Raw genomic sequence first — 17,137 nt, forward strand, 5'->3', positions numbered from 1 at the left:
TGAAGTCTTTATTTCGACTCTTGTTTTTTGGCATACACTTTGTCAATGGCTGCGCCTTCATCACCTTGCTGCTTCATCCATGCTTCCAGTTCTTTTCTGAATTTCGTGATCATTTGCCTGTATGCAGGATCACCGGCAAGATTGTCCAGCTCAAAAGGATCTTTTTGTATATCGTAAAATTCCTCGGGCGGACGGTTGACAAAGCGGTTTGTCAGCTTTCCGGAAGTTGAATCCGTTTCGGCTTTTTCAGTCCAGGAAAACCATACCGTATTGCGGTCCGGCTTTTCACGGTTCATCATAAAGCGATTATAATACGCAGCGCCCGGCGACAGGTTAAGGATCAGTTTGTAGCGGTTGTCACGAATGCTCCTGATCGGGTACGGATCGCCTTCGGGAATGTTGTTATGGATGCCGAAAGCATAGTTTCTGGCCACTTTGCTTTTTCCCGAGAGTACAGGCAAAAAGCTTTTTCCATCCAGCCCTGGCATTGCTTTGCCGCCTGCCATTTCGATCAGCGTCGGTGTAATGTCTTCATACTGAACCATAACGCTTGTTTCCGAAGAGGCTTTTACTTTTCCCGGCCATTTCACGATCATCGAACTTTTTTGTCCCGAATCCCAAAGGTTCCATTTCGCACCGGGAAACTGGGCGCCTTGTTCGCCCAGAAAAATAACAATTGTGTTCTTGTCCTGACCCGTTTCGCGCAGCAGACCGGTTATTTCACCCACCTGGTTATCCAGCCGCCGGACTTCCGCAAGGTACTTGACGTACTGACTTCTTGTAACGGGCGTATCCACCCAGTCGGCGGGCAATTGCAGCTTGTTCTTGTCAAGCTCGGTCGTATCGCCAGATGTCCACGGCGTATGCGGGTTAATGCTCATAACAAAAAGGCAATAAGGTTTTTCACTAGCCGTCATGTACTTTTTCACATCGTCCAGCCGGTAATCGTCCGTCGGCGATACGCAGTTTGGCTCGAACCCTTCGATGATGTCAAACGGAAAAACGCTTTTGGGCTTTGTAACATGATCTTTTCCCGTCAAACCGACGCGGTAACCCAGATCAGCCAGATAATGGCCGACGCTTTTCAGATGGTCATAAACGGGTTTGTGGTTTTGAAAAGAACCGTGGCGCACCGGATAAAGCCCGGTGAAAAGCGACGCACGCGTCGGTACGCACATGGCTTCCGAAGCATACATATTGCTGAATTTCAAACCTTGTGCTGCAAGATTATCAATGTGCGTCGTTTTGAGATTTTGTCCGCCATAGCAGCTCAGTTGCCTGCTGTCGAGGTCATCGGCCATGATGATGACCATGTTTGGCTTTGCGGGATTTTGCTGTATTTCAGCCACCGGCTTTTGAGAAATACGGAACGCAAGCAAAGCAAAAGCCGGCAAAAGAACGGGTAACGACTTTCTGGCAATCGGAAGAAAATGCATATCGGATTTAAGCTACTTGTGATATTCGCCGGCTCAATGCGGTTGTACGCATTCCTTTCAGGTATTTTGTCTTCTCTTCAATCGGGATTTTGAAAGATACATCTACATCCGCTCCTACCTGCACTTTGAATGCTGAAATGGCTTCCCTGAGTTGCTTGCGGGAAATTCCGCTGTATTCGAGCTGTAATAACCGGGACCTTCCGGAATCGGATTTTTTAAGTTTCCAGTACTTCGGATGATTTTCGCCGATCGGCTGCCGGAAATCCGTATCGTTTTTTTCTTTGATCAGAAACTCAAAATCCAGCGCTACTTCATTTCGGCTCCTGGTAAACCTTCCCCGGACAATAATTTTGGCGACTCTGCCCCCGCCCACGTAAAATGCTTTTTCTAAAACCATAGGACTCCTGCTAATGGAATATCATGTTTAAAACGGCATTCCGGCAAATGGGTGGTTCAATGCGGAACATTAATCTATTAAACTTATAGACAAAATAAATTTAAAGAGTTTGAAATTGCAAAAGGAAAGTGGGAATGCAGTGGAATTATGTTTTTGGGGATTGTCATGAATTGTTATTTATAGTCATGAATTGTCATGAATTGTCATGAATTGTCATGGGTAGTTATGTATTGTCATTTTTTGTTGGGATTGTTATTTGTGGTGGAGGATTGTCATGAATGTCATGAATTGTATTTATAGTCATGAATTGTCATGGGTAGTTATGTATTGTCGTTTTTTGTTGGGATTGTTATTTGTGGTGAAGGGCTTTTTCTGATGGATGGGTTTTGATTTTGGGTTATTTTCAATAGCTGCAAACAATAAGCTGAATATCAGTTTTTTATATCAAAACATATTGAAATCCGGATAAACAGTTATTTACAGATTTGGATTGTTTGCGTGAAATCTCTTTACTTTGTCTATATAATTAATAGAGTTAATAGTTTATATCACCACAATCATTCATGTATTCAACCCTGTTATAAAACCATGTTGAAAATAACTTTACGACGATTTGACGGAACTGGTTTTCGATGGTCCTTACTTCTATCTGTAATCGTTTCCCTTTATGGCTACGGACAATCCGTAACTGTTACCGGTCTGGTAAAATCCCAAAATGAACAGGCAGCGATTCCCGGGATTAACATTCTGGTAAAAAACACGTTAACCGGAACTGCAACGGATGCGCAGGGAAAGTTTACGATCAATGTATCGCCGGACGCTGTGCTTGTCTTTTCAGGAATCGGTTTTCTTTCGCAGGAAGTGCCGGTAAATAACCGGAGCACTATTGATGTGACTTTGCAGGAAGACACCAAACAGCTTAACGAACTGGTTGTCATTGGCTACGGCGTGCAGAAAAAAAGTGACCTGACCGGCTCCGTATCTTCCATCTCGGAAGCGCAGTTCAAGAAAACGCCGGTTGCTTCGCTGGATAACGGCTTGCGCGGACGGGCTGCGGGCGTGCAGGTTACAAGTACTTCCAATCAGCCCGGCGGCGCTACGAGCATCCGCATACGCGGCAGCAATTCGGTCAATACCGGCAGCGAACCGTTGTATGTGATCGACGGGTTTCCGGTTTTTAATGACAACAGCGCCACAGCGGGCGGCGCCACGGTCGGCCCGAAGCTGAATGCACTTTCGCTCATCAACCCGAATGATATCGTATCGATTGAAGTTCTGAAAGACGCTTCTGCTGCCGCCATTTACGGTGCACGCGGTGCAAACGGCGTGGTGCTGATCACCACTAAAAAAGGTCAGGAAGGTAAAATGAAAATCGACCTGAATGCATATTACGGCGTCCAGAAAGTTTCCAAAACGCTGCCGCTCCTGAATGCAACTGAATACGCGCAACTGGTGAATGATGCCAACGGAAAAGTTATTTACACGCCGGAGCAAATCGCTTCTTTCGGCGAAGGCACCAACTGGCAGGATGAAATTTTCAGGTCTGCGCCGATGCAGAATTACCAAGTTACGGCTTCGGGCGGCGATGCAAAAACAAAGTATTCGCTATCGCTCAACTATTTTGACCAGGCCGGGATCATCATCAACTCCAATTTTAAGCGTTACTCGGCCCGCTTCAATTTTGAAAAGCAGGCTAATACCAAATTGACGCTCGGCTCCAATCTGAGTATCGCCAATACCAATGCCAATCAGGCGCTGAGCAGCACGGGCGGTGGCGAAGGAACGCAGGGCGTGATCGTTTCTGCTCTGGATTTTAACCCGATCCTGAAAGTACGGAATCCGGACGGTACGTATGTCTTGGAAAATGACCGCGGCATACCCATCGGAAATCCGGTTGCAACGGCGCTGGAACTCACCAACAAATCGGTCAGCACGCGTTTTCTTGGAAATGTTTTTGCCAACTACAAAATTCTGGACGGTCTGGAATTCAGGACGAGCGTCGGTGCGGATATTACCAATACGGGAGAAAAATACTATGCGCCGCGCACGATTCTTGCGGGTGCAAGTGCGCAGGGCATCGGTCGTGCCTCGACGGCAAGCGGCACTTCCTGGCTGAACGAAAACACGCTTACGTACAACAAGTCATTCGACAAACATGCCCTTACGGTTCTTGCCGGTTTTTCGGCGCAGAAGTACACGCGCAATCTGCTGACTTCCGCTGCGTCGGGTTTTGTCAATGATTTGCTGGGCGCAGACAATCTGGGTTCGGGTGCGATCATCAGCTCACCCGTAACCAACGTGCTGGACTGGAGCCTGATTTCCTACATCGGCCGCATCAATTACGGTTTTAATGACAAGTATTTGCTGACCTTAACCGGCCGCGCAGACGGTTCTTCCAAATTCGGGAACAACAACAAATACGGATTTTTCCCTTCCGGTTCCGTTGCATGGAAATTGTCCGAGGAGGAATTTATCAAAAACATCAGCGCCATTGACGAACTGAAACTGCGTCTGAGCTATGGAAAAATCGGTAATCAGGAAATTAACAGTTATCAGTCACTCGCCGGCCTGGCGGGTGCGAGTTACATCATCGGCGACAAGGTTATGAAAGGGTTTCTGCCGGGCAACATTTCCAATCCGAACCTGAAATGGGAAACGACGGCACAAACGGACCTGGGTCTGGACCTTGGCCTTTTCCGGAACCGTCTGAACCTGACTTTTGATGCCTATTACAAAAAAACAACCGACATGCTCCTGAACATCAATGTTCCGTGGTCAACCGGATTTTCGACGGCACTGCAGAATATCGGAAGCATTGAAAACAAAGGAATCGAGTTAGGCATTCAGGCCAATGTGCTGACCAAAGACCTGAAATGGAACATCAACTTCAACATTGCGGCCAATAAAAACAAAGTGCTGGACCTTGGCCCAGTTTCGCAGATCCTGACGGGTGAAATCAACGGTTATCTGAAAATCAATGATCCCGTAGTGATTGTGCCGGGCAGGCCGCTCAACTCGTTTTACGGTTATGTAAGCGACGGCATTTTCCAGAATGGTGAAAACATTGCAGCCAGTGCACAGAAAACAGCCGTTCCCGGCGACAGGAAATACAAAGACCTGAACGGCGACGGCGTGCTCGATGCAAAAGACCGCACGTTTATCGGCAATGCACAGCCCAAATTCTTCGGCGGCTTCACCAACGATTTCAGTTACAAAGGTTTTGATCTGAGCGCATCGTTTAATTATGTTTACGGAAATAAAATCCTGAACAGCACGCGTGCAGACCTCGATTTGCCAACGGGACAAAAGAACAGTTCGGCACGCGTAAAAGACCGCTGGACGCCGACAAACCCGAGTAACACAATCCCGAGAGCGACATTGAACCGCGCATTTCTGTTCTCCGACGCACAGATTGAAGACGGTTCGTTCCTGAGATTAGGCTCGCTTTCGCTCGGATATAATTTCCCGTCTTCATGGCTGTCAAAAACCGGCATAAGCAATGCAAAACTGTATGTTTCAGGTCAAAACCTGTTTATAATCACCCATTATACCGGCTTTGATCCGGAAACAAACCAGTCGGGGCAAAACAACATCCTGCGCGGGATTGATTCTGATTCCTATCCCAATTCAAGATCCTTTCTGGTGGGTGTAAACCTCAGCTTTTAAGTAAAGCACATCATTATTCTATCCATTTATCCGATGAAAAAAATCATATATCTTCTCATTTCACTGCTGGCTACAACATCCTGCAAAGACTTCCTTCAGGAAGACCCTGCTTCGCTGATGGTGGACAACAGCTTTTACAAAACAGAAGCCGACGCTGATGCCGCAATTGTAGCCGTTTACGACGGTCTGAACGATCAGTCAAGCATATTTTACCGGGGCATTTACCTCCTGGCCGAACTGCCGACCGACAATGCGGAATGCGGACAGGGCGTTGCCAATGCTAATATTTTTGCACTTAAAAACTATACATACGGACCCGTAAACGACCGTATTTACGTGCTGTATACCGCGGTTTACAAAACCATAGCCAGCGCCAATGTCGCCATCGACAAAATTCCGTCCATACCTTTTGCCGATGCCAAGAAAAACAGGCTGGTCGCGGAAGCAAGGTTTGTACGCGCATTGTTGTATTTCAATATGGTGCGGTTATTCGGCGATGTTCCGCTGGTTCTGAATCAGGTTACGTCACTGGATGAAGTGAATACGCCGAGAACGCCTGCTGCAAAAGTTTACGAACAGATCATCGCCGATCTTGAATTTGCTGAACAGAACCTGGATGCAACCAATGCAACGGGAAATCAGGGAAGGGCTACCAAAGCAGCTGCATCGGGCTTACTTGCCAAAGTTTATCTGACGTTGAAAGATTATCCGAAAGCTCGGGACAAAGCGAAACTGGTCCTTGATGACGCCCAGTTCGGACTGCTGGAAAGCTATTTTGACATTTTTACACCGCAGAACCGGTTTAACAAAGAGCTGATTTTCGCCATTCAGAACAAGGGAAATACGGGAACATCCAACGGTTTTGCGATGGCATTGTTCCTGCCGAGATCGACCATTCCGCTTGCAGGCGGCGGAACCGTTGCGGGTAACAGCGCGGACGTTCCTACGGAAGAATTTTACAACAGTTTTAAAGCGGGTGATTTAAGAAAAGACCGTACTTTTTTCACGGAATACGATGCAGGCGGCGGAAAAGTGACTTTCAGGCCGCATTGGTACAAGTTCTTTGATCCATCGTCTATCGCCAACCTTTCCGAAGGAACGCTGAACTTCCCGATTCTCCGCTATTCCGACATGCTGCTGACTTACGCCGAAGCATTGAACGAAATAGACGGGCCTTCCGCTGAATCGCTGGAAGCTGTCAACAAGGTGCGCCGCAGAGCGTACGGTAAACCGTTGGCTACTGCCAATGCGGCTGTTGATTTGAAAGGTTTGACCAAAAAAGCCTTGCAGGACGCCATTCTCGAAGAACGCCGATGGGAATTCGGCTTTGAAAATCACCGCTGGTTTGATCTGGTACGGACCGAAAAATTGCTGAACATATTAAAGGAAAAAGGCTACACGGCCATCAAGGATTACAATATTCTGTACCCGCTGCCGCAGCGTGAACTGGATGTGAATAAAAACCTTGTGCAGAATCAGGGTTATACCAATTAGTATTTTTTGGAGCAATGCGTTTCTGAGTTTATTCAGAACGCATTGCTTATTATCTGAAATCCATTTTTTTATCCATGAAAAAACTGACCTTCATCGCGTTCTGTTTGCTGAGCCTGTCTTCCGGCATTTTCGCGCAGACCAAGGAACGTCCCAACATCATTTTCATTTTCTCGGACGATCATGCTTATCAGGCAATCGGCGCTTACGGAAACAAACTTGCAAAAACGCCGAACATTGACCGCATTGCCAGAGAAGGCGCTTTGCTGACGAACAATCTCGTTACAAATTCCATATGCGGGCCCAGCCGCGCCACGTTGCTGACCGGAAAATACAGCCATATCAACGGGTACAGAAATAACGACCGAACCAAATTTGACATCACGCAGCTACTGTTTCCTGACCTGCTGCAAAAAGGCGGTTATCAAACCGCGTGGATCGGAAAACTGCATCTGAACAGCCTTCCTACGGGTTTTGATTACTGGAATATTCTGCCCGGACAAGGAATTTATTACAATCCCGAATTCATCACTGCCCCGAACGATACCGTCAGAAAACAGGGCTATGTAGCGGATATTATCACGGAATCTTCATTGGACTGGATCAACAAACGCGATCAGAAAAAGCCGTTTTTTCTGGTGGTCGGCCAGAAATCGGTTCACCGCGAGTGGCACCCGGATTTGCAGGATCTCGGCGCATACGACGACATTGACTTTCCGCTTCCTGAAACGTTTTACGATAATTACGCCGGCCGGTCAGCAGCAAAAGATCAGGATATGAGCATTGAAAAAACGATGCGCCTGAAAGAAGACCTGAAAGTGCATCTGGATTATGAAAAAGTGCCGGGTTACAAGTTTTTCTCCGATGAAAAAAAGAAAATCTTCAAAGATTATTACGACAAGATCACCAAAGAATTTGACGATAAAAAACTGACCGGCAAAGCCTTGACCGAATGGAAATACCAGCGTTACATCAAGGATTATCTCGCGACGGCAAACGGTCTGGACCGGAACATCGGCAAAATCCTGGATTATCTGGATAAAACCGGTTTGTCTAAAAACACAGTTGTCATTTACGCTTCCGATCAGGGTTTTTACATGGGCGAACACGGCTGGTTTGACAAGCGTTTTATTTATGAGGAATCGCTCAAAACGCCTTTTGTAATCCGTTATCCGGGCGTTATCAAGCCGGGCACGAAAGTGGATCAGCTCGTTTCAAACATCGACTGGGCGCCGACGGTTCTTGATCTGGCCGGAGCCAAAATTCCGGCCGAGATTCAGGGAAAATCGTTCCTGCCTTTGCTGGATAAAAATGCCAAACCAAATACGCCGTGGCGGGAAGCTGCTTATTATCATTATTACGAATTTCCTTTCCCGCACCACGTTTACCCGCATTTCGGCGTAAGGACGAAGCGCTACAAACTGGTGAGATTTTACGGCGGAAACGATTCATGGGAATTGTTTGATCTGGAAAAAGATCCGCGCGAGCTCAAAAATGTTTATGCCGACAAGTCCAGTGAAGCCATTGTAAAAACGCTTAAACAACAGCTAAAATCGCTGATCATAGAGTACAAAGACGATGAAGCGCTGAAACTTTTCGACAGCCCGATTTGAAGCTGCCGAATTGCTGCCAGCTTGCGGCAATCAATCGGCAATAAATGCCCGCCTGATTAAGCCCATCAAACAGAAAGCTTTTTATACAAACCGAAGTCCGCTTCCATTGTATCGAAAGCTTTTCTTTTTTAATCTATCTTACCTTTCACTTCTTACAAATCTCATTTTACATACTAAATCCTGACCTGAATTATTTCTAATTTGATCATTATATAGTTCGGCACGCTGTCTTTTGCTGATGTAAGGATAATTATTTCATTCAATAATCCTAAAAACCGCCACAATGCACTTGTACAGCACTTATTCCGAAGAAGCTTTGATGAAGCTGATTTGTCAATGCGACGAAGAACTTGCTTTTCGTGAGCTGTACCGGCGTAACGTGCGGTTACTTGTACATACCGCCATCCGCAAAACGGGCCTGAAATCAACGGCGGAAGACCTTGTGCAGGAAACTTTTGTGAAGTTCTGGCTGGGCCGGCATAAGTTCGACATTCAGAAAAATATTCAGGCTTACCTGAACGGCATGCTGAAAAACAATATCATCAATTATTTCCATCAGGAACAAAAGAAAAAAACCATCGCTTTTCACGACGATGAAGAAGTGCTCGACAATGAAACCAGTGAATATCTGGAATTCAATAACCTGCACGAATTCTATGAACAGTCGCTGCTCAAACTTCCCCAGAAATGCCGCGAGGTTTTCATCCTGAGCCGCAAAGGTTACTCGCTGAAGGAAATCTCGGCTTCCATGCAGATTTCCGAAAAAACCGTGGAAGCGCACATCAGCAAAGCGTTGAAAATACTCCGTGTGGAAATGAAGGATTACATTGCATTTGCCGTGCTGTTTCTTCCTGCGATTTGAGTTATACAATTTTTTAAAAAAATATTCACATTAGACTAAGGGTTCGGAAGCAATTTTGCAGACTGTATTGTTGAAACTGATTATAAGTGTAAAACCTACACCTAATGAAGCACCCGATACCGTCACCCGAAACGCTGCATAGATACCTTTCCGGTACATGCACCGAAACCGAGCGTCAGCTTGTCAATGAATGGTACCGGCAACTGGAATCCGAACATGCAGCGGAGGCGGATACGGACGAGGAAGATTTGTACGGCCGTATCCAGAATCGTATTGCTGAACAGGAAAGCGGAGAAAGCAGAGTCGAGCTGTTTGTCGTATTCCGTAACTATGCACTCCGAGTCGCAGCGGCACTTTTCATCGGATTGGGAATCCTTTATTTTTTCTATTACAAGCCTTCTGAAAATCTTTCTTACATTCAAAATACAGTTCCAAACCAGGTTAGCTTTCACAATCAGGACAAAAAAATCATACGCTATATTTTGCCGGACAGCACGCTGGTCTGGCTCAATCCCGGTGCAAGGATTTCTTATCAAAAATCCTTTTCCGTACGTAATGTGCAGTTTTCCGGAGAAGCTTTTTTTGACGTGAAGCCCGACAAATCCCGGCCGTTTACGATTTATTCCGGCGAGCTGAAAACGCGTGTGCTGGGCACCAGCTTCCATGTCCGTGCCAATGCCAATGATAAAACATGCAGTGTTACCGTAGCCACGGGCATGGTCGAAGTGGGCACTGTGAAAAAAGGCAAACCGGTTATTCTGCGCCCCCGACAGCAAGCGGTTTTTGCAAAAAAAGACCAGAAAATGACCGTTCAGACGCTTCCTGAAAAGCCGTTTTACAATGAAAGCTGGGAAGCGGTATCGCTTGTTTTTGACGAAATACTCATGTCGGAAGTGGCGGAAAAGCTCAACCGCATTTTCCAAGTAAACATTGAATTTGAAGATCCCGCTATAAAAAAGTGCCGCCTGAAAGTGGATTTTAATAACCAGCGGTTGCCGGAAATCCTGGAAATGATCGATGCCTTGCTGGGGACAACTTATCAGATGGAAGGCGGAAAAATTACGCTTCGTGGTGAAGGCTGCCACTAGATCCGGCCTTGCTGTAACAATACAAAACCTGTTATTTACACCTAATTCCTAGCTCCGATGGTTACCTGAAACGCCGATTAGAAGACTTTTTTAATCAAAAATAAAATCAGGAGCGGGCAAACACTCCTGACGTAAACGGATTAAAAAATATCCCGGAACATGCAGTTCATTAACTCGCTGGCAGGCAGTTAAGCAGGATCGCTATTGCTAACATTTTAACCAATTCACTGTAAACTTATGAAAAAACATTATCATCCACGGCATGGATTGCTACCCAAAATCATGCGTCTGACATTTTACCAGCTAATGTGCATAGGTCTGTTCTCGGCAATGGCTTTTGCACGCAATTCGCCGGCACAGGAGCTTCTGAACAAAGATGTTACGATGGAGCTGAAAAATGTAACCCTGAACAGGGCATTACAGAAAATCGAACAGGAAGCGAAGGTGAAATTTGCTTACAGCAGCAACTTGCTGAGCCTTAAACAAACCGTAAGCATTGAAGCGCGTCAGGAAAAACTTGAAAAAGTGCTCAACAAACTGCTTACGCCGCTTGAAATCGGTTACAGCGTCCGGAATAACCAGATTCTTTTATCCAAAACTTCCAGAAAAACCAGCGCGCAGGAAACACCCTCGGAACCCGCCGCAACGCAGGCTCATGCCGAGCTGACCATCAAAGGAACCGTGACAACGCCGGAAACCAGCGAACCGCTGCCGGGCGTAAGCATCATCCTGAAAGGAACACAGCGCGGAACCACAACGGACGTATCGGGCAATTTCCAGCTCGATGTTCCGGATGGCAGCGCCGTGCTGATCTTTTCGTTTGTGGGTTATTTGTCTCAGGAAATTACAGTCGGCAACCGTACTTCGCTGAATGTGGCGCTGCAGCTGGATACAAAAGCTTTGGACGAAGTCGTGGTGGTTGGCTACGGAACGCAGAAAAAATCCACGCTGACCGGCTCGATTGCTTCGGTAAAAGGAAGTGAAATCGCAGAAAATCCGGTTCCCAATATTTCCAATTCTATTGCAGGCCGCGTGGCTGGCGTAAGCATGCGTCCAAACGGAGGCCAGCCCGGAAGCGACTCGCCGCAGATCTACATCCGCGGCATCGGCACCACGGGAAACAACAAGCCGCTCGTGGTTGTGGACGGCATTATCCGCGACAATATCGGCCAGATCGACCCGGGTTCGATTGAGACGGTGACGGTACTGAAAGATGCAGCCGCAGTGGCGCCTTACGGTCTGGGCGGCGCAAACGGCGTGCTTCTGATTACCACCAAAAAAGGCGCAGCAGGCGCTCCTACCCTGTCTTTCAGCAACTATTACGGCACGCAGACGCCCACTTATTATCCCAAGCTGCTGAGTGCGCAGGATTACATGCGGCTGAAAAACGAAGCTTATCTGAACGAAAACCCGGCGGGCACGGAACTTCCTTTTGCACCGGATATGGTCGAAAATTACATCAACCTCAACCGCGAAGATCCCGACCGGTACCCGATCAGCAATACGAAGGAACTGGTGAACATGAAAGCGCCCATGCAGAATTACACGCTGCAGCTGAGCGGCGGAAGCGAACGCATCCGGTATCAGGCCGGACTGGGTTTTCTGAAACAGAACGGTATGTTTGATCCGGTGAAATATGCGCGTTACAGCTACAATATGAACATCACGGCGGAAGCAACCAAAACGACCTCTGTTTCCCTTTCGCTGATCGGATCAGTGGAACGTGTTTCTTCGGTGGATACCGCGGTTTCCGCAGGCAATCTTTTCAGGAACGGCTTCAAGTATATTCCGATCCGAAGTTTGTATTACAGCAACGGGCTATGGGGAGAATTTGCAGGCAATTCGCCGGTGGGCATCCTCAATGCGGGTTACACGCGCAATACGAGCAACACGCTGCTCACGACTATCGCCATTGAACAAAAGCTGCCGTTTATCAAAGGACTTAGTATAAAAGGAACATTCAGCTACGACCCCAACCAGCGCACAAAGAAGGGTTATCACAAACCTTTTTACTACTACACGCAGGACCTGAACACAACGCCTTACACGTACAAACGGGAAATTTCCACTTCCGAAGGCGGTGCGGCGGCATTTTCCTGGCTTGCGCAGCAGTTTATCAAAACTCAGACGTTTACATATCAGGGTTACCTTAATTACCATAACACATTCGGCAAACATGACGTTACCGGCTTGCTGGTTGCCGAGGCGCGGAACAATACGTACGAGCTGTTTACGGCACGCCGCAACAACTTTGCCGTGGATGTGGACGAGCTGAACATGGGCAGTTCCAACAAAAACGATTTTGACAACGGCGGAACCTCTTCCACCGGCAGCCAGATCGGATATGTGTACCGCATCGGCTATGCGTATGCAGGCAAGTACTTGCTGGAAGCATCGGGCCGGTACGATGGCCATTACTACTTTGCGCCGGGCAAAAGATGGGGTTATTTCCCGGCATTCTCGGCAGGCTGGGTTTTATCGGAAGAAGGTTTTATCAAACAGATCAACTGGATCGACAACCTGAAAATGCGAGGCTCATGGGGAAAATCCGGGAACCTTGCCGGAACCGCTTTTCAGTATCTGACTGGTTACAACCTCAACGGAAATGCCTATGCTTTCGGCACGGGTTCCATGGTGCAGGGCGCCGTTGTCCCGAACGAACCCAATACCAATATCACCTGGGAAATCGCCACAAAAACAGACATCGGTATGGAAGCATCTTTCTGGCGCGGACTGCTGACGCTCGAAGCCGATTACTTTCATGAAAAACGGACGGACATGCTGCTGCCTCCGGCCGTGAGCGTGCCGGTGGAATACGGACTGGCGCTTGCAGATGAAAATGGCGGGATTATGGAAAACAACGGTTTTGAAGTCAGTGCGGGTACTAACTACAATTTCCAGAACAATCTGCGGCTCGGGATTACGGCAAATGTGAGTTTTGCCAAAAACAAAATGATCAAGGTATATGAAACAGCCGCGACCCGCAACAACCCGAACAGGAGCCGCACGGGACGTCCGCTCGGAACACAGTTTGGTTATAAAACGCTCGGGATTTTCAGTACTGAAGATGACACCAATGACGACGGCATCATCAATTCCGCCGACGGTTACAACATCACGCAGTTCGGAACGCTGCATCCCGGCGATATCCGCTATGCCGACATCAGCGGGCCGGCCGGCGTTCCCGACGGCAAAATTGATTCCAATGATGAAACCGTGATCGGAAATCCGGTTTATCCGTTCCTCAGCTACGGACTGAATGCCAATGCAGGCTGGAAGGGATTTGACCTGAACCTGTTTTTTCAGGGATCGTCCATGGCCGATCTGGATATCCGCCAGTTCCAGACGATTCCGTTCAACAACAACAACAGCAATTCCAGCTACGAATATTACGACAACCGCTGGACGCCGGCTACACAGGATGCGCGTTACCCGCGTGCTACGCAGGCACCTTATGCGAACAACACGCAGCTTTCCGATTTCTGGATGCAGAACATGAATCATATCCGGCTTAAAACGGCCATTATCGGCTACACGCTTCCGTCCCGTCTGACCAAATCGATCAAAATCCAGAACGTGCGGGTTTATGCTTCGGGACAAAACCTTTTTACGCTCAGCAAAATGAAGTTTATGGACCCGGAAGTGGGTTATACCGATCGTGAAACCGCTTATCCAAACCAGAAAATCTATGTTTTCGGGCTTAACGTGACATTCTGATTTATCAAAAGCATTGAACAAACTATGAAAAATATCAAACAGCTCATTTTTGCCACGGCACTGGGAATCTGCTTTTTTACCACTTCCTGCAAAGAGGATTTCCTGGATAATCAGATCAAAAGCCGGCTGACGGATGACATTCAGTGGGCATCGGAAGGGAATGCGGACCTTTTCCTGAACGACATTTACAGTGCGCTTTCCAATAAATGGAATTCACCCGATAATCTCGACAACTTTACCGACAATAACGACGCAGGATTTTACTGGAAATCGTACAGCTGGCGGCAGGGAATCGTGGACCCGGCCGTAAACCTCGGCACGCCGATGGACCATGCAAACGGCAATGCTACGGATTACGCAACGTGGAGCGCAGGCTTTCTGAAAATCAGAAAATGCAACCTGTTTATCCAGAAAGTGACCGAAAACAAAGCCAATTTCTCCGAAGCCTACATGAAAAAACGCTTTGACGAAGTCCGGTTTCTTCGCGCTTATTATTACTCCGAAATGTTCATGCATCTGGGCGGTCTGCCGATTATCACGGATGTGCTGGACAGAAATACGATGACAGAAGATGAACTGTACCGCGAGCGGAGCACGTTTGAGGAAACTTTCAATTTTATCATCAAAGAACTGGATGAAATCGTAAACAATAATGCACTGGCAGTAAAATACAACGCCGGCGATGCCGATGCAGGCAGGGCAACGCTCGGTGCTGCACTGGCTTTGAAAGGATGGCTGGAACTGTATACGGCGAGCCCGGCATTCAATACGGCGACACCGCCGGTAGGAAGCGATCCCAACAAACTGGTCGCATTCGGCAATTTTGATCCGAAAAGATGGGAAAATGCAGCGGCTACGAACAAAAAGTTTATGGATACGTTTGGCGGGCAGTACGGTCTGTTCCCGGACATCAATGCGCTTTGGTGGGAGAAAAATGAATACAACCCGGAAATCATCTGGGACAGACAAATCGTTCCGGTGATTATGGGTTCCAACTATGAACAATATGGCGGCCCGGTATGGATTGACGGGGTATATTACACGTGGGGAAATTACTGTCCGACGCAGGAACTCGTGGATCAGTTTGCCATGGCCAACGGAAAACCCATTTCAGATCCGACTTCGGGATACGATCCGCAAAACCCTTATAAAAACCGGGAAAAGCGTTTCTATGATTTTATTGTGTACGACGGCGCACCTTACAAACAGGACTGGATGGCGAAAGTGGATACCATTTATACGCGGATTGACAAGGTGAGGCCTTCCAAAAACCAGATTGATTTCGGAACGGACGATGTCGGAAATACGGGTTATTATTTCAAGAAAAAGATCAATCCGCTGAAACCGAGAGGCGGTGCGGCGAGCGGACAGAATTATGTTTACTACCGTTATGCCGAGGTTTTACTCAATTACGCCGAAGCCCAGAATGAAGCCAAAGGCCCGGACGCAAGCGTCTATGCAGCGATCAACGCCATCCGCAAGCGCTCGAACCTGCCCGATCTGCCGGCCGGCCTGACCAAGGATACCATGCGTACCGCCATTCGTCGCGAAAGGCGTGTGGAGCTTTGCTTTGAAACCAAAAGATTTTACGACATCATCCGCTGGGCTATTGCGGAAGACGTCATGAACAAGGATTTCCACGGCATGAAAATCACCAACAGTTCGCCGAATGACAACAAAGGCAAATGGATTTATGAAGTCGTCGGGCTGAATCACCCGCACGTTTTTACCAAGAAAATGTACATGAACCCGATCCCGCAGCCGGTTATTGACCAGAACAAGAAGATTCTGCAGAACCCGGGTTACTGATTTCCAAAGCTTATTTTTCATTAAAAAAGCTTGTTGTGCTTCCGGTCATGACAAGCTTTTTTATTTTCAGTTTATAACAAACCACATTTGGCTACAGCAATCATTGATCAGACTAAAGGCAATTGTCCGGCGCTGCGCAACTTTGCATAAAAAACAGAAAAATGAAAATCATAATAACAGGTTCATTGGGAAATATAAGCAGGCCGCTCACCGAAGCACTGGTGCAAAAAGGACATGCCGTTACGGTAATCAGCAGCAAGCCCGAAAAGCAGAAAGACATTGAGGCAATGGGTGCAACAGCCGCAATCGGCTCGCTGGAAAATGAAGGGTTTCTTGCCGGTACCTTTGCGGATGCGGATGCCGTTTATTGCATGGTTCCGCCCAATTATACCGCTCCCGATCAACTGGCCTATTACCGCCTGATCGGCAATTGCTATGCGGAAGCCATCACGCAGAGCGGCGTGAAGCGTGTCATTCATTTAAGCAGTTACGGCGCGCATCTGGAAAAAGGCAGCGGCATAATCCTTGGCTCGCATCAGGTTGAAAACATTCTGAACGCCGTTCCGGAATTGGATATCACGCATATGCGGCCCGGCTATTTTAACTATAACCTGTTCAGCTTCATTGGAATGATTAAGCATGCCGGCATGATGGCGGCCAATTACGGAGGCAACGACCGGATCATTCTGGTTTCCCCGGCTGACATTGCTACGGCCATTGCGGACGAACTGGAAACGCCGGTTACGGGCATGAAAGTACGCTATGTAGTAAGTGAAGAGCTTACGGGAAATGAAATTGCTGGAATTTTGGGCGAAGCCATTGGAAAGCCGGATTTAAAATGGGAAATTATATCCGACGAACAGATGCTCAACAACCTGCTTTCACACGGCATGCCGGAAACGCTTGCCGGAAAAATGGTGGAAATGTTTGCCAGCATCCACAGCGGCGCATTGTCGGAAGATTATTTCCGGAACAAACCGGCCGAAACGGGAAAAGTAAAGCTGAAAGATTTTGCCCGTGAATTTGCCGCAGCCTTTGAACAAAAATAAAGTGATTTT

The 17,137-nt window shown here is 47.6% G+C and carries 10 protein-coding genes; 8 read left to right on the top strand and 2 right to left on the bottom strand.

Translation table 11 applies throughout. The features are described from left to right. Positions 1–8: 8 nt before the first annotated feature. The gene (locus tag FEM33_RS16300; RefSeq protein WP_139013069.1) at positions 9–1,436 is read right to left on the bottom strand and encodes a sulfatase family protein; all 1,428 of its coding nucleotides are present in this window, start codon (positions 1,434–1,436) and stop codon (positions 9–11) included. A 7-nt stretch (positions 1,437–1,443) separates the two neighbouring features. Continuing rightward, positions 1,444–1,833 carry a hypothetical protein gene (locus FEM33_RS16305; RefSeq protein WP_139013070.1) on the bottom strand — a complete coding sequence of 130 codons (390 nt, stop codon included), beginning with the start codon at positions 1,831–1,833 and terminating at the stop codon, positions 1,444–1,446. Between the two features lie 588 nt (positions 1,834–2,421). Between FEM33_RS16305 and FEM33_RS16310 the strand changes: the two genes are divergently transcribed. The 8 genes from FEM33_RS16310 to FEM33_RS16345 all read left to right on the top strand — a co-directional run bounded on the left by FEM33_RS16310 (position 2,422) and on the right by FEM33_RS16345 (position 17,128). Beyond that, the gene (locus tag FEM33_RS16310; protein WP_139013071.1) at positions 2,422–5,499 is read left to right on the top strand and encodes a SusC/RagA family TonB-linked outer membrane protein; all 3,078 of its coding nucleotides are present in this window, start codon (positions 2,422–2,424) and stop codon (positions 5,497–5,499) included. 33 nt (positions 5,500–5,532) lie between these two features. Next, positions 5,533–6,993 carry a RagB/SusD family nutrient uptake outer membrane protein gene (locus FEM33_RS16315; protein ID WP_139013072.1) on the top strand — a complete coding sequence of 487 codons (1,461 nt, stop codon included), beginning with the start codon at positions 5,533–5,535 and terminating at the stop codon, positions 6,991–6,993. Positions 6,994–7,067: 74 nt separating this feature from the next. Then, positions 7,068–8,603 (top strand): sulfatase family protein, encoded by a 1,536-nt coding sequence (locus FEM33_RS16320; protein ID WP_139013073.1) that lies wholly within the window; start codon positions 7,068–7,070, stop codon positions 8,601–8,603. Between the two features lie 283 nt (positions 8,604–8,886). After that, positions 8,887–9,465: an RNA polymerase sigma-70 factor gene (locus FEM33_RS16325; RefSeq protein ID WP_138282391.1), complete on the top strand. Its 579-nt coding sequence runs from the start codon at positions 8,887–8,889 to the stop codon at positions 9,463–9,465. Between the two features lie 104 nt (positions 9,466–9,569). Next, positions 9,570–10,553 carry a FecR family protein gene (locus FEM33_RS16330; protein WP_139013074.1) on the top strand — a complete coding sequence of 328 codons (984 nt, stop codon included), beginning with the start codon at positions 9,570–9,572 and terminating at the stop codon, positions 10,551–10,553. Positions 10,554–10,790: 237 nt separating this feature from the next. Beyond that, entirely contained in the window at positions 10,791–14,270 is a 3,480-nt protein-coding gene (locus FEM33_RS16335) for a TonB-dependent receptor (RefSeq protein WP_229214273.1), read from the top strand. Between the two features lie 24 nt (positions 14,271–14,294). Then, entirely contained in the window at positions 14,295–16,079 is a 1,785-nt protein-coding gene (locus FEM33_RS16340; protein ID WP_139013075.1) for a RagB/SusD family nutrient uptake outer membrane protein, read from the top strand. Between the two features lie 161 nt (positions 16,080–16,240). Beyond that, entirely contained in the window at positions 16,241–17,128 is an 888-nt protein-coding gene (locus FEM33_RS16345) for an NmrA family NAD(P)-binding protein (RefSeq protein ID WP_139013076.1), read from the top strand. Positions 17,129–17,137 lie beyond the last annotated feature (9 nt).

This window comes from Dyadobacter flavalbus (assembly GCF_006149045.1).
Taxonomy (GTDB): Bacteria; Bacteroidota; Bacteroidia; order Cytophagales; family Spirosomataceae; genus Dyadobacter; species Dyadobacter flavalbus.